17 protein-coding genes are annotated in these 21,742 nt (G+C 45.5%); 2 read left to right on the top strand and 15 right to left on the bottom strand.

Features of this window, described 5'->3' with window-relative positions:
• Window positions 1-26: 26 nt before the first annotated feature.
• The 12 genes from OO016_RS02420 to OO016_RS02365 all read right to left on the bottom strand — a co-directional run bounded on the left by OO016_RS02420 (window position 27) and on the right by OO016_RS02365 (window position 17,394).
• On the bottom strand, window positions 27-1,460 hold the full coding sequence (locus tag OO016_RS02420; RefSeq protein WP_266010526.1) for a hypothetical protein: 1,434 nt from the start codon (window positions 1,458-1,460) through the stop codon (window positions 27-29).
• 134 nt (window positions 1,461-1,594) lie between these two features.
• Complete coding sequence (locus tag OO016_RS02415) at window positions 1,595-2,143, bottom strand: hypothetical protein (RefSeq protein ID WP_266010525.1); 549 nt, start codon at window positions 2,141-2,143, stop codon at window positions 1,595-1,597.
• Between the two features lie 341 nt (window positions 2,144-2,484).
• Window positions 2,485-3,618: a helix-turn-helix domain-containing protein gene (locus OO016_RS02410; protein WP_266010523.1), complete on the bottom strand. Its 1,134-nt coding sequence runs from the start codon at window positions 3,616-3,618 to the stop codon at window positions 2,485-2,487.
• Between the two features lie 100 nt (window positions 3,619-3,718).
• Window positions 3,719-4,306, bottom strand: a complete 588-nt coding sequence (locus tag OO016_RS02405) for a DUF998 domain-containing protein (RefSeq protein WP_266010521.1) — start codon at window positions 4,304-4,306, stop codon at window positions 3,719-3,721.
• A 221-nt stretch (window positions 4,307-4,527) separates the two neighbouring features.
• Complete coding sequence (locus OO016_RS02400; protein ID WP_266010519.1) at window positions 4,528-8,172, bottom strand: ABC transporter permease/M1 family aminopeptidase; 3,645 nt, start codon at window positions 8,170-8,172, stop codon at window positions 4,528-4,530.
• A 9-nt stretch (window positions 8,173-8,181) separates the two neighbouring features.
• The gene (locus OO016_RS02395; RefSeq protein WP_266010517.1) at window positions 8,182-9,069 is read right to left on the bottom strand and encodes an ABC transporter ATP-binding protein; all 888 of its coding nucleotides are present in this window, start codon (window positions 9,067-9,069) and stop codon (window positions 8,182-8,184) included.
• Window positions 9,070-9,220: 151 nt separating this feature from the next.
• Window positions 9,221-11,833, bottom strand: coding sequence for a DUF2339 domain-containing protein (locus tag OO016_RS02390; protein WP_266010515.1), 2,613 nt, complete (start codon window positions 11,831-11,833; stop codon window positions 9,221-9,223).
• 147 nt (window positions 11,834-11,980) lie between these two features.
• Window positions 11,981-14,677, bottom strand: a complete 2,697-nt coding sequence (locus OO016_RS02385; RefSeq protein ID WP_266010514.1) for a prolyl oligopeptidase family serine peptidase — start codon at window positions 14,675-14,677, stop codon at window positions 11,981-11,983.
• Window positions 14,678-14,882: 205 nt separating this feature from the next.
• A complete protein-coding gene (locus OO016_RS02380; RefSeq protein WP_266010512.1) occupies window positions 14,883-15,608 on the bottom strand; it encodes a DUF6090 family protein in 726 nt (241 codons plus the stop codon).
• Window positions 15,605-16,342, bottom strand: coding sequence for a DUF6090 family protein (locus OO016_RS02375; protein ID WP_266010510.1), 738 nt, complete (start codon window positions 16,340-16,342; stop codon window positions 15,605-15,607). The genes OO016_RS02380 and OO016_RS02375 overlap by 4 nt, the downstream gene beginning before the upstream one ends.
• 39 nt (window positions 16,343-16,381) lie before the next feature.
• Window positions 16,382-17,263 (bottom strand): aminotransferase class IV, encoded by an 882-nt coding sequence (locus OO016_RS02370; protein ID WP_266010508.1) that lies wholly within the window; start codon window positions 17,261-17,263, stop codon window positions 16,382-16,384.
• Between the two features lie 2 nt (window positions 17,264-17,265).
• Window positions 17,266-17,394: a hypothetical protein gene (locus OO016_RS02365; protein WP_266010506.1), complete on the bottom strand. Its 129-nt coding sequence runs from the start codon at window positions 17,392-17,394 to the stop codon at window positions 17,266-17,268.
• Window positions 17,395-17,541: 147 nt separating this feature from the next.
• Here OO016_RS02365 and OO016_RS02360 point away from each other — a divergent pair, with 147 nt between their 5' ends.
• Window positions 17,542-18,852 (top strand): DUF418 domain-containing protein, encoded by a 1,311-nt coding sequence (locus OO016_RS02360; protein ID WP_266010505.1) that lies wholly within the window; start codon window positions 17,542-17,544, stop codon window positions 18,850-18,852.
• A gap of 17 nt (window positions 18,853-18,869) precedes the next feature.
• Window positions 18,870-19,547, top strand: a complete 678-nt coding sequence (locus OO016_RS02355; RefSeq protein WP_266010504.1) for a class I SAM-dependent methyltransferase — start codon at window positions 18,870-18,872, stop codon at window positions 19,545-19,547.
• 7 nt (window positions 19,548-19,554) lie between these two features.
• Here OO016_RS02355 and OO016_RS02350 read toward each other — a convergent pair whose 3' ends face one another.
• From OO016_RS02350 to OO016_RS02340, 3 genes are all read right to left on the bottom strand, one after another.
• On the bottom strand, window positions 19,555-20,847 hold the full coding sequence (locus tag OO016_RS02350) for an APC family permease (protein ID WP_266010503.1): 1,293 nt from the start codon (window positions 20,845-20,847) through the stop codon (window positions 19,555-19,557).
• Window positions 20,848-20,883: 36 nt separating this feature from the next.
• A complete protein-coding gene (locus OO016_RS02345; protein WP_266010501.1) occupies window positions 20,884-21,405 on the bottom strand; it encodes a DinB family protein in 522 nt (173 codons plus the stop codon).
• A 158-nt stretch (window positions 21,406-21,563) separates the two neighbouring features.
• Window positions 21,564-21,740 (bottom strand): hypothetical protein, encoded by a 177-nt coding sequence (locus OO016_RS02340; RefSeq protein ID WP_266010499.1) that lies wholly within the window; start codon window positions 21,738-21,740, stop codon window positions 21,564-21,566.
• Between the last annotated feature and the right edge of the window lie 2 nt (window positions 21,741-21,742).

Raw genomic sequence — 21,742 nt, 5'->3', positions numbered from 1 at the left:
TTAGGAAAACCCTGTCTTTTGCAGCCTTAGAAATCAAAATTGGTTATAAAATTCACCTGGTGGTAATTGCTGCGGTTGAAGATAGCTTCGGGATCTGTGTTATTGAGGTTATTCTTGTATACATAGAGCAGGCTTATATGAAGTCCGTCTAAAAAACCAGTAAAACCATAATCCAGGTGGAAATTGAACTGCTGGTAGGAATCCAGGTTGTATTTATTGAATTCAAAGGAATCTGTTTCAGGACCAAAAAGGCGGGTATATGCCAGGCCGCCGGTAAAATGGTCGTGACCAAAATGATAGGTGGTTCCCAGTGTAAGTACATCCGTATTTCCAAATCCTTCCAGCCGGGAGCGTGCAAGGGACGTATAGAAATGGTCCCTTCCAAGTTCCCTGGGGAAGAGGAAACGGCCACTGTCAAAAGCGTGTGTGTAAGCAACCCAGAGATCCCAGTCAGCGCTGGAGTACTGTACCATACCGCTTAATACCTGGCCCTGCTCTCCGGGTTGCATATAGCGTTGTTCATATTCCAGTTCCTTCTGGAAGCCGTCAGGAAACTGAATGGTGTATTGAATACCCAGTTTCCATTGTTCCCCCTCGTATTCCAAACCTATCCAGGAGGTATGGGAAAGATGATGGATGTACCACTGGTAAAATTCCAGGCTGAAATCCTTATAATGGGTCTGATATCCCAGCATGGCCAGGCCATCCGATTCAAGTGCTTCATGGTATTCGGCTTCAGTGCCATCAGGCTGGAAGCCCTGATTCGATAACCCGATACCTTCTTTAAAATCAAACCATTCTACCGTACTGCGGGGTGAAATCCTGTCGATCCAGGTGGCGTGCAGATGGTGGTTATCGGCCAGAGCATAATGAAACCAGAGGCCTTTAAATGCGAAAGGTTTCATCCTGCCATCCTGCCGGTTCATCAGGGGAGTTTCTTCAATCTCCATCTTTCCATAGGTGATAAATCCGTGGTCAAGGTTATAGCGGACATACAATTCCTCCAATCGGTCCAGGTCGTTAAAATTATCGAAGTCCAGCACATCGAATAATTCGTGTTCCCACTTGGAAAATTCACCGGTTACCGGATCAACCTCGTTCAGGTCCGATGAAAAGGCTTTATAGGTAAAGATACCGGCAGCTCCAAATTCAAAATTGTAAAACTCGTGCGACCTAAAACGCATAGCCCCGCCAATGGCATTTGCGTAATAATCGGTAAGGCTCCCCTCGTTGAGGGTAGACATAAAGTAATTGCGAAGGTGGCCGGTTATAGTCCCCAGTCCAAACAACTCCTTCAGGTTGTGCAAACTCCCATGGGTAACCTCCCGGTCGCTATCCAGGATACTGTGGGGTTCTGTATTTTTTTGAGGAGGCTTTTCTTGTGCGTTAAGAGAAGGAAGTAAGGCAAATAAAAGACACACCAGAATAATGGTCTTCCAGGAGTAGCTATGCTTTCCCATGATTTATGGTGTTGGTTTAACCTTACAAAATTGGGAAATTTCAACGGCCTGAAAGGTGATAAATGTCACCTAAAGAATGTGAAACATGACGGATTTCGTCACAGATAGGTCGGATATGATATCTGACCTATCTTTTAGTTGCCTTTAACTTTGACCAGACAGTATGATTGAATACCCGGGAGTGTTGATAAATAGACCTCACGATTGCCATTGATATAGAATTTATCGCTTTTGGAGGCAATCAGCCCACCTATTGCAGCACCGCTGGCAGCACCTACTAAAATAGCCGGGAGCACGGTCTCGTTATCAGGGACATCAATGCCTAAATTTTCATCAACTTCGTTGTCCCACCAGTTAACGGTAAGGCCGGCCAGCAAGCCCCCGGAAACTCCTCCAATCAGAGCCCCCCGGCCTAACCTGCCTTTGCGGCGAACTTTTATCCACGCTACCTGCTCCGGAGCAACTGTTGTTTGAACCTTCGTTTTGGGATCTTCCAGGAAGATGGAATCGTCTGTGGCCGAATGCAATATCCCTTTTACCTTCTCACCAGAGTTGAGCAAGACCCGGGCCATATAGGGTTTTGGTTCTTTGGGAGTGGATTGGGCGCAGACCGTGGTTGAAAGCAAGATTAAGGCAGAAAGCAGAAATGTAAATGGCTTGATGCGTATTAGGATTGTTTCCATAATTCTAAAATTTAAGACTCTGATTATTTAATTGTTTACACCTTCTATGGGATCATTATTATGTGCCTTTGCAGGCTACAGATACCTCGGATTTGAAATCTGACGTAACTGTTATTGTTTTATCAGGGATTTGTGACAGACTAACAGAGATGCTCATGAAAGGATTAAAAGCAATAACATGGCGATGTCTTCTGAAGAAAGGGGGTTTATTGTTTGCTTCCATGGGTTGGATGGTTTTAGTTATTCAAACTTAATTTCAAGAAACAGAAGGAATGTCCGAAAAGATGCGCCAGGCAAATTTTCAGACAAAATTTGTGTATCCGGGATATGTATATGGGGGCCTATCCCTGGCTTTTGTACTCCGAAGGACTTTGGGAGGTGAACTTCTTAAATGCAGAATAAAAAGTAGACTTGGAATTAAAGCCGCATTCCAGGCCTATGGCAACAATGGTGTAGTTTTGAAAATCAGGGTCACGGATGATTTTTTTGGCCTGTTCCACCCGAAATTCATTGATAAAATCGGTAAAATTTTTGTTCCCGTATTTATTGATCAGCCTGGAAAGGTGCCCGGGACTTACCTTAAATTCTTCTGCCAGTTTCTTCAGGCTGAAGAGGGGATCCAGAAATTGCTGTGAAGAAAGAATATAGTCCCTGACAGATTCATAATCGCGGGCGTGTTTTTCTTCAAGGCTGGAATTGGAAATTTGGGTCGTTGGTACAGCTCGCTTCTTGTTAGAGCGAATACCTCTTCGGACTTGTACCCTATCCTGTACAAGGGTATAGCGATACAAGCCCTGGTAGCTTATCCAATAGAGTAAGAGGGATGTGGCCAGGCGCAAGGGGTAGTAAATGGCACCATCTTCAAATCCTTTAATTGCACGTAAAGTAAGCCCTAAGCTCCACAATAAGGCAATGGCAATACCAAGGAATAAAAATATCTTGATCCAGCGCACATCGTCATAATCAAGTATTTCCTTATACAGAGCTGTTTTGCGGAACATCAGGATAAATGCTAAAACAAAAACATATAGCGAAAAAATGATATTAACCAGTTCTTCCAGCACATTGAACTTTTCTATAATAGCATCCGGATCGGGTTCATTGGATTGCATAACCCAAAAGATGAGAATAGATCTTATGAGGACTTGTACCGCAAAGAGTATAAACGCAATCTTCACATACCCTTTTATTTTGTCCTGAATACCTAGGAAATGTCTCACAAAACTGTAAAAACAGGGAAAAACTAAAAGGTACCAGGGGACGATTAACTGTTTTATAAAATAACTCCCACTACTGTACCCTGCTTCCGGCAGCCAGGCCTGCAAGTTATTGAGGGAAATAAACAGCACTACGAGGTTAAGGTAAATAATTGCCGGACCGTGCTTTCTGCGAATCGTAAGTGTGACAAAATTGAACAGAAAGCCCTGTACGGCCCCTGCTACCAGAAGGAAGTTAATGATGGAATCTATCTTCATTCTGATTCCGAAGGTTGGTTGGTCTAAAGTACCCTTCTAGCAAGAAAAATAGTAAAAAAATAATACAAACACCCTCAAGTTGTTAACGGCATGTGCATTGTTAAGGCCTTTTGGATGCTACAACGCCTACATAACCCAGGTACAGGTAGAAGGTAAATAGCAAAAACCGCTGAACTAACCCGTAGTATTCAAGGGGATACAAATCGTGTGCAAAGAGGGGTGATAGGTTTAGAAATATTCCAATCATAATCAACCCAAAAGCGAGTAACGAATAACCCCTAAAGGAACCGCCTAATTTGTTCTTCCAGGGCAGCCCAAATACCAAAGGCGAAAAATATCCTATGGTCATGGATAGCCCGAACACGTTGTGTAATGGATGCGGAGAGGGAAAAAGCGCAGTCCCGAATTGCGAAAGCCCCGCAAACAAAACGAATATCGCGGGAATTACGGACCAATTGTTTCGTCTGGCAAAAGCAATCAGTCCAAAAGAAAAAAGGATAATCAAAAGCCCAATCAGTATACTGAATATTTGCCAGCTTAGTTCCTGTGGAGATCCTTGCTGCCCAATTTCGCTTACTGTCTGGGCGACAAAACTATAATCGCGGACCAGGCTCCCCAGAATAAAGGTTCCGGTAATAAACAAAAGGGCAGTAATCCAACCCAGAGACAGGAGTTGTTTGGTTTTCATGGTGGTTTGTTTGAAATGAAAACGATTTAAACCTATGATATGTTACAAGGATTATCGCTGCTTTCATACAATACATAGACGCCTCAGATATGCTATTTTAGTCGTTTACTAATCCCAAAGAAATTAAAGTTAACGTGGAGGAGTATCTACTTAGGATATGAAAAGGAGCGCTCGGATATCATATCCGAGCGCTCCTATTTTCTCTATTATTGTTATAAGGCTTAGCCTATATCGACATCCTGAGTATTGTCATCCGGGATACGGTCTATAAGCTTGTTGTAAGGGTCAATTCCCGCTTTCTCCGGCTCTCCCTTCACGCGGATTGTGATAGTAGATTCCCCGGGTTTGATCAGGTGCTTTTCAAGATAAAGCGGATTTACACGCGTACGGCCATATTCATCCGTATCATCCGCAGCAAAAACCCCGATGTCAATATAATCGGCTTTATAGGAGGCATCTGACTCTTTACCGGTCTCGTCAGCATAGCGTTTTTGGGATTGGATCTTAAGGGTGATCTCGTACTCCCCATTACTTAGCTTTTTGGCCTCCACACTTTCCGCGCGGTTATCGTACAGGGTGATCTTGTTCCAGGTATCGTCCAGGTAATATTGCAGGCTGTCTGGTGTAGCTTCCTTCAGGTAGCGGTACAGGTCTGAGCTGCCTGGAAAAGGAGGTTCCTCCCTGAGCCCGAAATCCCGGTTGAACTTGTACAGGGCAGAGTCCATGGCCTGCTCCCCAATCAGGTCGCGAAGTCCATAGAGGATAAGGCTGCCCTTGTTATACCATTGGTAGGGACGGTTGCAGTTGATGAATACATTTTCCTTCTTGCCTTCATTGGACCTTCCCCTGAGGTAATCGTCCAGTTCGTCCTTAAGGAAACGCTTCATATTGTCTTTCCCATAGCGCCTTTCGGACAGGATAAGGGCCGAAAACTCAGCCAGCGCTTCGGAGGTCAGATTGGATCCTCTGGTATTATTAGGTGTTATTTGGTGACCCCACCACTGATGGGCCAGTTCGTGGGCGGTAACATAGTACACATAATCAAAATCATTCGGATCCGAAAAATCGGCTACCCAGCCAAAACTCTCCGAAAAGGGAACGGTATTGGGAAAGGATTGTGCAAACCCGGCATACCTGGGGAATTCCAACAGTCGCATTTGCCTGAACTGGAAATTACCGTAGGTCTCTGAAAAATAAGTAAGCCCATCCTTGTAAGATTGCAGGAACCGGTCCAGATTATAAGTATGATCAGGGTGGTGGAATATTTCAATAGCCACCTTTTGTCCGTCTGGCAGCACTGCCTCATCCTCCAGCACCTCGTATTCGGCCGAAACAAAGGTAAAGAAGCATTGTATGGGGGTATCCTGTTTATAATGGAAATACCTTCGGCCATCTATAATCTCTTCCTTTTGCAGGTACCCCGGTGCCACGGCAATTTGCGATGGGATAGTACTGACCACCGCTTCAAATTGGACCAGATCGGCATCATCAACAAACAACAGCGTCCTTTGTCCTTTGGGGTCGTCATGAGGGGGCAGGTCCTCCGGTTTTTCAGGGAGGTCGTATTTTCTGCGTTCTTCATCCGAGTTGATCTCAGAACCGGAATCGTAACCCATTTCCGGTATTCCCCCACTAAAAAAGCTACCATTGTATACCAGTTCCCTGCCAAACCCTGAATTTGGGAAACCGGTATTGATAACCTCGCTCACAATAGTCAAGTTCAAGGTATCACCAGGCATCATAGTCTTTGGTAAAGCAGTGATCTTATACCATTCGCGCTGAGGTTTCTCGCCAAACACCTGAAATTTAGGTTTCTTGTAGACCAGGGGAAAACGGTGTTTCAGGGTGTCTCCATTCAGGATAACCTTAAAATCACTCAGTGCGGTAGAATTAAAATGTATGGAATCTATGGGCGAGTCCGTTTTGTTGACCATTTCAACCTGGGCCTCAAAGTACGCATCCCGTTCCATGGGGTACAGGTCTGCCTTGATATTGACCTTAGTATACTTGGGTTGCGGGATTCCCTCATACTTTTTGAGTTGCTTTTCATAGGCCACCGTACGTTCCGTTCCCTCATCCGGGGTTAGATAATTGTTCTTGTAAACCACATTACTATAAATATATGCCCCGGAACCTATTGCTATTGCCAGAAATAGTAAGGAGAGCTTTACCGGGCCACGCCAGATGCGGTTTAAGGACTTCCTGATGCGACTTTTAAAGTTGCTTTCGCTTCCCCGGCTGTAGAAAACACTGAAGAACAGGACCAGGAAGATGCCCCAGGCGGTCCAGTAGAGGTTGTACCAGAAGAGCGATTGACCAAAGTGGCCGAGCCCGTTCATGTCGCTCCAGGTGTAGCCAGGTTTGTAGCTGTAAAAGAACAGGTTGAAATTGTAATCTGCAAAATTCTGCAGGATCAGGATAACCAGCCAGATACCAATGGCGGCGGCATGCCCGGCAAACTTGTTATTGGCTACCAGGTGCACGGCGAATACCAGCATTACCATTTGCAGGTAGTCCGGCAGGGAGATGAGGTAGCTGTCCGTAAGGTATACCCCAAGGTCGTAATTAAAATATCCTTTGAGCGTCTGTACAATGATCCCCACAATAATGGGCAGGGTGGTCAGGGCCAGGCAGATCGCTGCAATTCCGATGAACTTGGAGGCAATGATCACCCAATCGCGCACTGGAAAGGTGTCGTTAATTACGGAGTAGCCGGTAGATTTATCCCGGTGCAGGCTTTCACCCGTGAAGAATACAATGATGATAAAGACAAACAGGTTGTAATCGAAGGTCTTGTACTGCATCAGGAATGAAGTGGAGGGCATATTGGGCACACTATATAATGTAATACCGATCCAGAAATCCAGGATAAGGAAGATTAGTCCACCTAAAAGAATAGACCTGAAATAAATATCTTTTAGAATGTTTCTCACCTCAATGCCAGCCAGTGTTTTCAGGCTGGCCCACTGGTAACCTTTAGCAAAATCGACTACAACAGAAACCTTTTTATCATCTTGTAAAGCCTCTTCTTCTGTTTTTGATTTTTTTGTTTTGCGATCGGTCTTGAAGAATCGTTCAAAGCTAAACCGCCAGTATCCGGCGATGAAGAAGGCTAGCCCCACGCCAGACCACAGGATTCGGTTCCACATTAAATTTCCCTCAAATGGAAGCAAAAAACTGTTTTGTTCAAAGGGGGTGAGGTAGCGGGTCTGATAACTAAAAGAGTTGAGCCCAAAGGGATCCAGCAACTGTACCAGCTCCTTGTTTTCAATATCCTGTGCCAGGAAATTCGACAGCAGATAAACGATAAATACAACAATACCTCCGGAATAGATGGAACGGATATTGCGAGTGAAAATAATCAATGCAAAAAACAGACATCCGGCCAGCCAGAGGTTGGGTACAAGCAGGGTAAACCAGGGTAGAAAATAATTCACGAGCAGGTTGGGCCCGTATCGTGTTGCCTCGGTACCAAAAGCAGGTCCCAGAAGGCTTCCCAGATACACCCCCAGCAAAGCACCTGAGGAAATAAACAAAAGGGTAACAAAAGACCCCCAGAAACGGCCCATAAAGTAGGCTGTTTTGGAGATGGGATAACTGAATAAATAGTTGCTTGTTTTGTGTTCCAGGTCCCGGTAGATGGGCACACCCATTACCGCTGATGTGATCAGGATTCCAAAAATGGAGACCAGCAGAAGCAATTCTGCTACAACTATTGGGGCGTTATGGAATACCTTTTCAGAAGCCGGGGTATTCCCAAACCCAATAAGGAGCATGGGAACCAGTATCAGGAGCCCGAAATAGCTCCATGTGGCCGGGCGCTTGAACCGATATTTCAATTCAAACAGGAATATATCTTTAAACATAATCTCGGATTAAATGGTGATGGGATCTACTTTTTTTGAAATAAAACTGAAGTACACATCTTCGAGTTCAGCAGGGGTGGGTTCAAATCCATTTCCCGGGGCTGTGTCACTTTCAATCCTCAGGCTTAGTTTCCCTTCGATCAGTTTGGTTGAGATTACATGGAAATCCTCCCTGTACTGGTCTAATTCCGATTTGTCTATGGCTTTTTGGTAGATTTTGCCGTCTACCCTGGCAAGACCGTCCTTGGGTGTGCCCTGCATCAGTACTTCCCCCATGCAAATTATGGCCATGTTGGAACAGAGGGTATTTACATCTTCCACAATATGGGTAGAAAGTATTACAATGGTATTTTCACCAATTTCTGAGAGCAGGTTATAGAACCGGTTCCTTTCAGAGGGGTCCAGTCCGGCTGTAGGCTCATCCACGATAATCAGGCTGGGGTTACCCACAAGTGCCTGTGCTATTCCAAAGCGTTGTCGCATCCCACCGGAATAGGTTCCCAGGGCTTTTTTGCGATCCTTGTAGAGGTTTACCCGATGCAGCAGTGACGATACTACTTCCTTACGTTCTTTCTTGTTTCCAATCCCTTTCATCTGGGCGATATGGTTGAGCATAGTTTCGGCATTGATACGCGGATACAGGCCAAAGTCCTGAGGCAAATACCCCAGGCATTCCCGGACGGCCTGCCGGTCCTGAAGCACGTCAATACCATCCATTGTAATGGAGCCTGAGTCGGCATCCTGTAGTGTCGCAACGGTTCGCATTAAGGTTGATTTTCCAGCTCCGTTAGGGCCAAGGAGTCCAAACATGCCCTGGGGGATCGTCAGGGACACATCCCGAAGTGCCTGCACGCCATTGGAATAGGTTTTGGACAGGCTGTCGATAATAAGTTCCATAGAGGAGTTTTGGTTTTTGGTTGATATTTAAATTGGTAGTGTTTTTTGTTGGTTTGTTACAAACAAAGGCAAAATATACGGAAATGAATTGTAAATAAGCTGGCTCGGATATGATATCCGGGCCAGCTTATGTTGTACACGGGTTCTTGTTTTAATCGTCCGTAATTATATTTTTAAAACGATTATACAAATAGGATACAAGGAGGAGGATAATCCCCAGGGAAACAAAAACAATGGTCTTGGAGAGGGTATTCAGGTGTGCTATGTCGTAAAAGAATAACTTCACCAGCGTCAGGGAGAAAAGTCCAATAGCACCAATCCGCAGGTGTTTCTTCTTTTTCCAGATTCCCAGGCTGATGAGTCCCATGGCATACAGACCCCATAATATGGAAAGCCATAGTTTATAGGACTCTACAACATCAGCAAGATCCAGCCAATGCAGCAGTTCGCTGGTAATAATCCAGCAAAGAGTCACAGCCAGCACCAGATCAAATACGATATCCTTTTTCAGTGATACGTAACCCTTATTTAAGGTTTTGTAGCTTGTAAACAGGAACAAGGCGAGGAACACAAAAGACAGGTATCGAATGCCGATGTGAAAACCTGATATCAGGGTCTCGTTAGTTATTGATGCCTCCAGATAACTTTCTCGCAATTCACTCAAAAGGAACAAGCCAGAGGTTAAAAATGAAAGCAGGGCAAGAGCATTTAAGCTGAGGCTGACAATCCCCAGGGAGCGGCTCTTAAACTTCCAATTATTGGCCACACCAAGCAGGCTAAGAAATACCAGGGTGAAATTGAGTTGCCATACTGCCTTGAATGATGCTGCATCCCGAACGTATTGGTATGAACTTCCCTGGTATGGGAAAGAATAAACCGATGACAACTGATTCCAGTAATTGGATATTTCTATCGAAAAAGCAGTATATAAAACACCGATAAGTAATCCGCCCAAACCGTATGAGATAAGGGAATAGAGCCCCTGTTCTTTAACCCAGCTGGCTGAGGAGGGTAGTTTATAGAACAGGAAATTGATATAGCCCAGGGCTGCAGCACTTAACAATGAGGTAAGAAAAACCCGATTGAAAAATGGAGTATAAGTATTGGTTTCATCTGCAAAGCGAGCAGCCATACCCAGATCTCCCCAGTCATGAATAAGGCTAAGGGCGAACAGCGTTATTAAGGGGTAAGCCATGCTTTCGTACACCCCGGCGTTTTTTGTTCTTCCTATATGGAAAAGTAGGACCGCTTCACCGGCCCATAGCAGGGTAACCCAGTTGCCATCCAGTTGAACGGGAATGCTGATGGTTATAAAAACCAGCACCAGCCCGGTCACCAGGTAAAAAATATTCTTGTCGGCCAGTTTGAAGCGATGGGCTACAAAACTTACTATGCCGTGCAAGAGGGCATTGAAAAGGGTAAAAGCACCAAGATAGGATGCCCCTTCCGGGGATTGTTCGATGATGCTGTAGCCAAAACCGAAGAATATAAAGGAATTGGCGAGCAAAAGGAACACATCCAGTACATTGAAAACCTCCTTCTTGATGAACTTATAGGCAAGGAAAGTAATATAGAAAATGAGGAAGAACAGGAAGGCAAAGAAAGCAGCCATGCCACTGTGTTCATCATTACTGAAATTGAACACGAACCAGCTGCAATAGATAAGCCAGGTTACCCCAAAGGAAAACAGGTAAAGGGGTTTCCAGTACTTCCGAAATGCGATAAAAAGTATCCCCAGGTTGATGATGGCTACATAACTGAAAAGAACTGCAGGCTCACCCCGACCTTCATCCAGCAAAAAGGGAATACAATAGGCACCTACAAGACCAAGGTGTGCTATGATCTGCCTGTCGTATTTAAGGGCAATGCCTACAGTGGCTACAGTAAACACCACCATCAAGGCAAATGCAACCCATTGCGGGAACATACCGTAAAATAAATAGGCCGCAAAAGTCATGAAATAGAGGATAGCCATGGCACCGCTTACCAGGATGGCACTGAAGGTCTCATACTTTTGCTTCAGTCGGCCACCTATGAATAGCAGCGATATACCAAGCAAATAACCCAGTATAATTCGCACGGTCGGACTGATCAAATCGTTATCGATGGAGTATTTTACACCTATAGCCGCCCCTATAATAAGGACAACCATGCCAATTTTGCTGATAAGGCTTTCCCCAATATATTTTTCCAGGTTGAATACAGCCCTTGAGGAAGTTATTGGCCCGGGAGTTGGCGGCTCCTGTTCCTGACTAGAGGGTGAATCTGGAATCTTCGTTGGTTTTTCAGCATCCGGTGAGGGAGCTTTTTCCATAACAGGATAGGTTCCGGGTGCGACCGGGATTGCGGCCCATAAGATTATGTAAATGATGGCGCCTATACAGAAAAGCAGGCTGAAAAGGACCCAGATGCTCCGCATCAGCCAGGTGGGCATACCCACGTATTCCGCAAGCCCGGAACAAACCCCGCCCAGTATTTTTTCTGGCTGTTTCCGGTAAAGGCTCCTTCGTTTTCCCGGGACTTCTGCCGTAGTATATTCCGGCGGTTTGCTGGCAGCGAACTCCCGGGTTACTTCAGGGGCAGGTTCTTTTACTGTCTCGGTTTCGGAGGTTGGAGGTATTGCTTCCTCTACGACGTTTTCTTCCTGAAGGGCTGAGATCGCATCTCGTAATTCTGATATTTCCTGTGAAAAAGCCTCCTGCCTCTTCAAGAGCTCTTCCAGCTTTAGCTGAAGTGCTTTAATACGGGTTGTCTGGTTGTCCATTAGTCAGGTATAAGGCCCCAATACTATGAATTGGGCAGGACGTGATGATTTAAAGATAGGATATTTTCTATTAGAGGATAAAAAAAAAAGACGCCCAGGATAACATATCCTGGGCGTCTTTTGTGTTATAATGAGCTAAATCAATCCCTATTCCTTAACCACCCTGAAACCTGTATGTTCTGGCGCAGGCTTATTAGCGGTACTGGCGGGATCTACAAAATCATAAGCGCTGTAATCGTAGGTCTTTAAATTCCCTCCATCAGAATAATACTCGGCCACATTTCCACCCAGATCATAGATTATAACCCCTTCTTTCAGTTTAAGCATGGGATGGCTTCCCCCGTTCCTGATCAGGGAGACTTTCAATTCACCCATTTTGGAGCGTAAATCTGCAACATCCAGATTGGTCAGCTTATAGCCAGCCCAATGGTTGAGGTTGTTCTGGTTCTTATAGCTTGTTCGGGCCTTCTTGTGCCATTTTTTAGCTTCACTTGCATTGGGCAACCTGTAGGTAGCTCCCATTTTTTCGGATAACCAGGAGAGGTAACCTTCTATATCTGCCTTGCTTAATCCGGTAACAGGCATGTTGGCATGAAGCCGGTCGTAATCCTTTCCGGTATAAGCATGGTACTGGGCAATTGAAACCTCGTGGGTGCCAATGGATATGCTGTCTTTAGCAGTAGCTACCACGCTGGGGATAAGCACTCCGTTTTCCATAGTCCCCAACAGGCCATCACCAGACATGTTCTTTTGCAAACTCAGCAGTGAGGCAAGCGGACTATCTTTCTTGAAGGCCTCGTTTTCCTCCTTTTTATCTTTAAACAGGTAAGTTTCAAACCAGTCAATTTCTTCCTTCATCTTCCTTAGCTGGTGTGTTATCTTGCGCAAGCCATGTGGCTGACCCGGGAACCACAGGAATTTAACGGGGGCCTTCCCAACCTGTTGCAGTCCTCGATAATACTCCCAGCCCTGGTCGCGCGGAACAGAACGGTCTTCACTCCCGTGGAAAATGATTGTCGGGGTTTTGATTTTTTCAATCTCGAAGATTGGGGAATACTTGATGTACCATTCGTTGTAATGTTTTCCGTTGGTATCGTCCCATGGGGCACCGCCAAAATAACTCTGGTCAAATGTCACACCGAACCTGCAGGTACCGTAATCTGATGTCCAGTTAACATCACCCGCACCCGGTGCAGCCACCTTGAACATATCGGGGTATTGGAGGGTCATCCAGGTAGCCAGTATGGCACCGTTAGACCAGCCCATTATTCCCAGTTTGTCCATATCCACGTAGCCTTGCTGATTCAGGTGCTGTATGCCATTGTAGAGGTCCACTTCCTCCAGGGAATAGTATTTCCCATTCTTAATGGACTCTACAAATGCCTGGCTGTGGTTGCCTGAGCCGTGGTAATTTGGCTTCAGCACAAAAGCCCCCTTGTCTGTAAAGATCTGGGGATAGGTAGACCAGCGTTCGGACCAGCGATCCTGGTCTACTCCGGTTGGTCCGCCATGGATACTCAGGACCAGCGGGTATTTCTTCCCGGCCACGTAATTCTTGGGGTAGTATAAAATTCCGTTTACCTCTTCATCATTAGCCCCTTTCCAGTAAATGATTTCAGATTTGGCAATAGGCTTCTTTTTGAGTTTATCGTTGAGGGAAGTAAGTGTTTTTGATCCCTCAAGGGAGATGCTTTTTCGCCCTACTTTAATTTTAGCCAGGTAGTATTCCGGGAGTTTCGAGGCTGTGGAGTGCCGGTAGAGGATTTTGCCGGAAGCCGGGTTGAATGCCATTACGGAAACATGTTCCTGCTGATCCCCCAGTGAAATATCTTTCCACGACCAGTCCGAGTTCTTTTTTTCGTAGTATCTGACTTTCCTTAAAGGGCCATTGGCCAGTTGTACGATAAGGCCATTCCCGTTCAGGAAATATTCCCCGGAAAGGCCATTTTCCCATTCCAACGGGACTTTGGTGTAATTTCCTGTGCTAAATGTGTAGTAATACAGTTCCCGTATCCCTGAACCATTCCATTCCGGGTCTGAGGAGGTTTCTGCAGAGAAATAAAAGCCCTTTCCATCTTTTGTAAAGCGATACGCCGTTGGGCTTTGCAAACCACTCAGGATTTTGGTAGAGGACTTTTCCTTAAGATTTACTAGCACGTAATTGGGTTTGGGGTTCCCGTCCACGCCATAATCTGGAGTGGTGATTTCCTGATAGACCAGGTATTGTCCATCTTCGGAAACTTCATAATTGTTGATGCGGTACGCATTTTCAGTAATCCTGTTGATCTCTTTGGATTTGAGGTCGAAAGAATAGATACGCCTTGGGTTCCAGTGAAGCGTATCCTCCACAATGTTGGTATTGTCCTTTTCGTTGGAGATATCATAGAGCGTTTTCCCTTCCTCGCTAATGAAGAGAAGGGTTCCGGCATCCAGTCTTTTTACAGAGCTGATGCCATTTTCAAATGTGTGGACCTCTTCGGGTTCCCCCCCGTAGAGGTTGAGCTTCCACAGTTTTTTGCCTTTCTCCCGGGACGACAGGAAATACAGGCTTTCCCCATCTGCACTGAATACGGGGTTGGATTCACTTGACTTGGAGCGCGTGAGCTGTACTACTTTGGGTTTGCCGGCCTCATTATTCAAACGGGCCATGTAAAGCTGGTTAACGAATTTGTCTTCTTTTTTCAGGCCTTTTCTCTGGGACCAGACCACTTTTTGTCCGTCTTTGGAAAATTCCGGGCTGCCTACATAGACCGTATTGATAATCTCTTCAGGAGTCCATTTATTTTCCTGGGCAGTTCCTGCAAAAGGAATTGCCAGCATCAAAAACAAGCTGAGATATTTCATAGGATTTTTGTTTTTAAAAAACGGGAAGTAAGCACATATTAGGCACATAAGCAAGTAATACCGGGATTATGATTAGTCTCCGCTTAAATATCTGAAATAAGCCTTTGAACTGTACACAGCAGCTAATAACCTGTATAGCCATCAGTCCCGATAGCTATCGGGAGGAGGCGCTGTCGGATTTGGCGAAAGAAGCGGATCATGCTAATCAATTTTGTTTCAGGAGGAGGATCAGGTTTTTGGATTTTTGCTTAATCGAAATTGCAAATGCTTCCATGATGTCTCCCAATTCTACTATTTCTGTAAAGGCATTGTGTTGATGCAGCAACCCTTTCCGGGATTCGGCAGGGTTAAGAGGGGCGTTCAGCGTTTCAAAGAAATCGGTTTCCGACATATGGTCGCCTAAATAGGCATCCCGTTTGTGTAATTCTTCCAGAATCTCATCGATCTGCTTTTCAATAATTTGAATAAGGAAATCTTGTGTGTTAGCAAGGTCAATAAGACCTTCGCGCTCTTTTTCCATTAACAGAGAGGTATTGCCGGTAGCCTGCATATCCCTAAAAGTGTAGTTCTGGGGAAGGTACCTGAAGAGGGACCATTTTACACTCCTTGCAGAATCAATGAGGGTTTCAGGTGTATGTTGCCCTGAATCAAAATATTCAAAGTAATCTTTGATATTTTTTTGGATGCGCTTTCGATCTTCAAGGATTTCATTGATCTTGAGCGTGTCCTGAATAACGTCCTGAACTAGCTTTTCTCGAAATACATCGGCTTGTCTTTTTGACCGTTGTTCTTCATTCCAGTTGTTGATCTGCAAAGCGATGAGGATCCCGATTACCACCAGGATGATCTCCCCGATTGCATATAGCAGGTACTTCGTAAACCGGTTCTCGGTTAAAAGACGTTGGCGGATTTGTCGGAAGAAGCGAATCATTCCCTAAGGTGCTGCTTAATCAAGCCAGATAAAGAATCCAGCATTCGCTTTTCTTCTGAATACATGTCATGCATGTCATAATGCAGACCCGTGATGCGTTCCAAATAATTGCGTAAAAGCGGATCTGTCAATAATGTTTTCTTCTTTTCGGGGATTACAACACTAACAGAATCCAGTAAAAACCGGGATGCATTTATATAGTTATTCAGGTATGCCACATACTTTTGATTCAGTTCTTTGGTTTCCGCTTCGAACTTCCGGATTACGTGCATCCTTTCATTCCAGGACGCCAGGATAACCCTGATGGTATCATTTGTAATTATACCCAGGGAGCCAGTATTTAATATTTCCTGTATGCCACCGTCATTTAGGGAAATCTGGCTGTAGTCGGCCGCTCTGAACAACAGGCTGTCCAGGAAAATACCATTCAGCAAGCCGTACTTCTCCCGGGCCAGGAGTAAAAACAAGGTATCCGCACTGGAGGAGATCAGTTTGGCATCGCGGATTACACGGTCCAATTCGTTTTGGGATAATTCAATACTGGTTCTGACACTCTTCAGGTAGTATTTTTCCTTTTCCCTGTCCTGGATTTCATTGTTCCAATTGTTGATTTGAAGAGCAATTAAAATACCTATTACCACCAGCAAAATCTCGCCTATTCCATACAACAGGTATTTACTGAACCTATTTTCAGTTATTAGTTTTTGACGGATTTGACGAAAGAAGCGGAGCATTAATTGATGGTTGGCGTCATCAATTTATAAAATTCTCCGTTATACCGTCCTTTTCAAACCTAAAAAGGCTTGCTGCAGCTTTTGGGTAAGGGGTCCGGGTTCCTTTTCAAAATAGCTATAGTCATCCACTTTTTGTATCGCCAGCACCTGGGTGCTGGTCCCGGTAAGGAAGGCCTCATCCATGTTTTGAATCTCGGAAGCTGGAACACCTTCTAATCGAACTTCAATTGCTAGTTGTTCACAAAGCTCCAGAACCACCTGTCGGGTAATGCCATCCAGCAGGTAAGGCCCAGTGGGATGCGTGTAGACGACCCCGTCTTTCACAAAGAACACGTTGCAATGTGAGGCTTCTGTAATAATACCATTGCGCTCAAAAACAGTCTCATAGCAATCGTTTTGCATGGCGTGTTCGTTGGCCATGACATTGCCCAGAAGGGAGGTCATTTTGATATCGCAGCGCGACCAGCGGAAGTCGGCCATGGTGACTACGGAAGCATGATTATTGTTGATATCGGGCAGCTTTTTCTCCCAGGCATACATCATCACGGTACGCCTTATCCCTTTGGGAAAGCTGTGTTGCCGGGGTGCCACGCCCCGGCTTACCTGCATGTACAACAGGCAGTCCTTGTTGTCCAGTCCGGAGGCTTGCAGCAAGGCCGGGATCTCTCGTTCCAGGGCATCCACATCCAGGGAAATATCAATTTGTTTCAGGCACCATTTTAACCGGTCCAGGTGGGCTTTTTTGAAAAAAAACCGCCCGTTGATCCGGGCCATCACCTCGTAGATCCCATCTCCGAAGATAAAACCCCGGTCAAATACGGAGATCTGTGCCTGGTCGGCATCGAGAATTTTTCCATTGAGGTAGACTTTTTCAGGATATTTAGGACTGCTTCCCATATAGCGTACCGTTTTTTGGTCCATTATTAAAGGACTTGTCTGGGAAAGCGGTAGGATCCTTCAAAACCTTGTGAAAAAGTAACATTCATCAGGACAGAAGACAGTGCTGTGGCCATAAGTGCAACTGTCTTCAGGGAGAGTTTGCGCTGGATCATAATAAAGGAATTTTGTATGAAGAGTATTAAAGAGTTGTTTCGGCAGCAGAAAGTACAAAAAAAATTGAGGAGAATGCATTTTGGGAAGCATGTATGTTATTGCATTATTTATCTTATCTTACCATCACAACCAACCTAACAACTAACATGTCTGATCTCACCAAAGCGCTGGGGCCGGTATCGGCCTCGGAGCGAATTGCTGCCCTGGATGTGCTCCGCGGTGTAGCCCTCCTAGGAATTTTATTGATGAACATTGCAGGCTTTGGCCTGGTATTCATGGCTTACGGAGACCCAACCGTACAGGGTGGGGCCGATGGCCTAAATCTCCTGGTCTGGAAAATCAACAACCTGTTCTTTGAAGGAACTATGCGAGCCTTGTTCTCCATGCTGTTTGGTGTAGGAATGGTACTGATGACTTCCCGTATGATCAATAGGGGAGGCGGACTTGAAGTAGCCGATATTTATTACCGCCGGACCATATGGCTGCTGATCTTCGGGGTTATCCACGCATACCTCATACTATGGCCCGGGGAGATATTGTTTTCATACGGGCTTTATGGACTCTTTCTTTTTCCTTTCCGGAATGCACCGGCTAAAAAACTGATAATAGGGGTTGTTGTGCTTATTATGTTTGGGTTTGGACTGCAGTATTACCAGTACAGCTCTAACATGGACTCCTATGAAAAGTACCAGCTGGCCCAAACCTATGAGGAAGGGGCCGAACTGCCGGATGAGGTCAAGGCAGGAAAAGAAACCTGGGAGGGGATGATGGCCGAAATGAAGCCAGATGATAAAAGTATCCATAAAAACACCGAAAGCATGCATAAGGGCTACCTGGACCTGGTATTGTTCCTTGCCCCTATAAACCGCATGGTACAGACGTCCTTTAATTATGATTACAACCCCTGGGATGTCCTCCCCATGATGCTGTTGGGGATAGCTCTGTTTAAGCTTCAGGTTATCACGGCAAGTCTACGCAGGCGCGATTATCTGCTAATGATGATCCTGGGATATGGAATAGGGGTTTCCATAAACTATTACGAGACTTCTATTCTTATAAACGACAATTTCTCAGTGCTTGCCTTTATGAAATCCGGGCTTACCTATCCCTTTGGAAGGGTTGCTGTGGCTTTTGGGCATATCGGACTCATTATGTTATTCTGTAAATCAGGTATACTGGGATTCCTTAGAAATGCACTGGCAGCAGTAGGCAGGATGGCTCTGACCAACTACATTATGCACTCTGTGATATGCGCTTTCGTATTTACCGGCATTGGATTTTCACTCTTTGGGCAGCTGGAGCGCTATGAACTGTATTACGTTGTTGGAGGCATCTGGCTATTTCAACTTATTGTTAGCCCTATCTGGTTGAAGTATTTCCGTTTCGGGCCTTTGGAATGGCTGTGGAGGAGCCTTACTTACAGGGAGCGACAACCCTTCAAAAGAATATCCCACTAAACTAATTATACTATCTCATGAAAACACCAAAAATTACACTGATCATTCTCGCTTTATGTTTGGGAGCTGTTTCCTATGCTCAAACTATGTCTATAGAGGAACGCAATGAACGTATCCGGCAGCGATGGAACCGCAGTCTGGTAGATAACGATAACTATGTTTTCAACAAGGAAGCCAACAACCTGCTTGCTACAACCATCAATGGAGTGGATCCGGGGAATGCTTTAGTAGTGGCAATGGGGCAGGGAAGGAATGCACTTTTCCTGGCAAAGAATGGCTGGAAGGTCACCGGATTTGACCTGGCAGACAAGGCAGTTGCCTATGCAGAGGAACAGGCAGAGAAGGCAGGCCTGGAACTGACAACTAAAATCGAGAGTTTCGATACATTTGATTTTGGAGATGGGCAATGGGACCTGATCACCTGGCTGTACGGAGGTTGCCTTTGGGTAGATGACATTACAGCAAGACTGAAAAAAGGACTTAAACCGGGCGGACTTTTTGTCTTTGAATTCTTCCACCGGGAAGCGGGTATTGGCATGGGGCGACCCAACTTTGGTTGCGAGGCAAATGCCATTAAAGAAATGTTCGAAAAAGAAGGGGGCTTTGAAGTGCTTCTTTACGAGGAAAAGGATGGAATAGCGGATTATGGCATGGATGAACAGAAGCTGATCTACATGGTGCTTTCAAAAAAATAATTCACGATCAGGAAGAATTGGATTTGGGGCTCACATAATAAGTCAACACCCCAATACCCAGGATAAGCAAGCCTACCAGGCTTTCTTTGGGTTGATCAATGAGCAGGTAGATAAGGATCCAAAGGCTGATCAGAACAAAAATCAGCGGGAGCCAGGGATATAACGGAGATTTAAACTGATTTTCCTTAAGTCCTTTCCGGCGTAGGATAAATACACCAAATACGGTAAGGAGAGCGCTCAGTTGTAGAATGAAACCGCAGTACAACAGCACACTTTCAAAAGTCCCGGTAACCACATAGACGATACTGATGCCAGCCTGAAACCAAACGGCCAGCACAGGTATCTGGTTTTTGTTTTGCCTGTTCAGGAATTTCCAGAGTTTAAAATCCCTCCCCATCGCCTGTGACACCCGTGGCCCCACCCAGGTCATGGCACTGATACTGGAAATGAGGAAAAAGGCTATCAGCACGTTGATGATCACCGCACCTTCATTCCCAAATACATTGGTAGCATAGACATGGCCCACGTCCAGTTGACCCTTAAGGGAATCCAGGTCACCATGCTTCAGGAAGACTACATGCAACAGGACATAAAGCAGGGTTACAATTAGAGTGCCCCTTACCAGGGCTTTGGGCAGGTTGATCCTCGGCTTGTCAATTTCTTCAATGATATACGAGGCTGCATTCCAGCCGGTATAGGAGTAGGTAACATATACGAAGGCTATGGCAAATGAGGGTTTGAGGATTTCCCCTGTCCAGCTAGCTGAAAAGTCGAGGGCAGAGGCCGAAGAAGAAACCCAGAACCCGGCCCCGATCAGGAAGAGGATCAGAATTACTTTAAACCAGGTGGCAAAAGACTGAAACTGGCTGCTTACCGAGAGATTAAACGAATGTACCAGGGCAATAATTATTATGACGCCTATAGCCAGTGTCTGGGGTGGTACGTCCAGCACATTCCCCAGGTAGGCTCCGAGGGCCATTGCCGCCAGGGCTATGGGCGCGGCAAACCCAACGGTTAGCGATATCCAGCCCGCCATATAGCCCAGTACCGGGTGGTAAAGCCTGGATAGAAAAACATATTCTCCCCCGGATTTCTGGATAGCACTGCCAATTTCGGCATAGCAGAAGGCACCAATGAGCGCCAGGATACCTCCCAAAACCCATAACCCCAGCACAGACCAGGTGTTTTGTATGTCCATTAGCTGAAACCCGAGACTCGTAAAGACCCCGGTGCCCACCATATTGGCTACAACCAGGGCAGCGCCAACAGACCAGCCAATCCTGGTTTTAGCCTTTGTCATAGTTCCTGGATAAAATATGAATGTTCACCTTCCAGTCTAAAACAACTGGTACTGTGGTGGAGTAATACCAGCCAACCTCAGATATACGGCCGTTTGGCCACGGTGGTGGTCAATGTGTTCTTTGGTTTTTTGCATCCAGCCCAGGCGGGTTACCTTGAATTGCCAGCGTTCTACAACTTCTTCGAATTGGGCCGGATCCATGTTTTTGGTACCGGCAATGGCAAAATCAAAGCTTTCCGCAAGAAGTCGTTTTACTTCGGCTTTGGAATGCAGGGACTCGTCCTTCTGCAGGTTCTGGCCGGCATAGGGATTTTCAGCACCGGAGGCATTGGAACTCAACCCAAATGTTCCCTGCGCCGTATGCAGCATTTGCTCGGCGAAGGACATGGTCTCCGGGGTGGGTTTAAAGTTGAACTGATCTTCGGGCATGGCATCCACGTATGCAAGGGAAAGCGTTTTGCCGCGTTCGAAGTCGGCCACAAGATGGTCAATAGTAGGGTTTTGAGCGAAAGCAAGAAGCCCGCTTAAACAAAATAATAGTAGACAGAGCTGTTTCATGATGTGTTTGTTTATGAGTGGTTTGAGCAAAAAGGTAGGAAATAATTGCTATGCTTCCGGGGATTTGGGCAAAGTTTAACCAACTTTTTTATTGAATATTGGATTAAAACAAAAAATCCAGCTGGTGAAGCTGGATCCGGTCTTTCATTTGATACAGTTTACTGACTGACTAGAGGGCTTTCTGACCCGATCATGGACTGTACCAATAAATGTTCTACCTGCTCATAAAACAAATCCGAATATTCGTTGTAGAGCAACAGGGCAAGGGTAACAATGGCAATGCTGATCATACCAACCAGCACGCGCGCCAGTATTAGTTTTTCGCTTTTTTCCATGG

The organism is Lentiprolixibacter aurantiacus (assembly GCF_026241225.1).
Classification (GTDB): Bacteria; Bacteroidota; Bacteroidia; order Flavobacteriales; family Flavobacteriaceae; genus Lentiprolixibacter; species Lentiprolixibacter aurantiacus.
The sequence above is the reverse complement of the archived record's forward strand: the minus strand, read 5'-3'. Positions and strand labels throughout refer to the sequence as shown.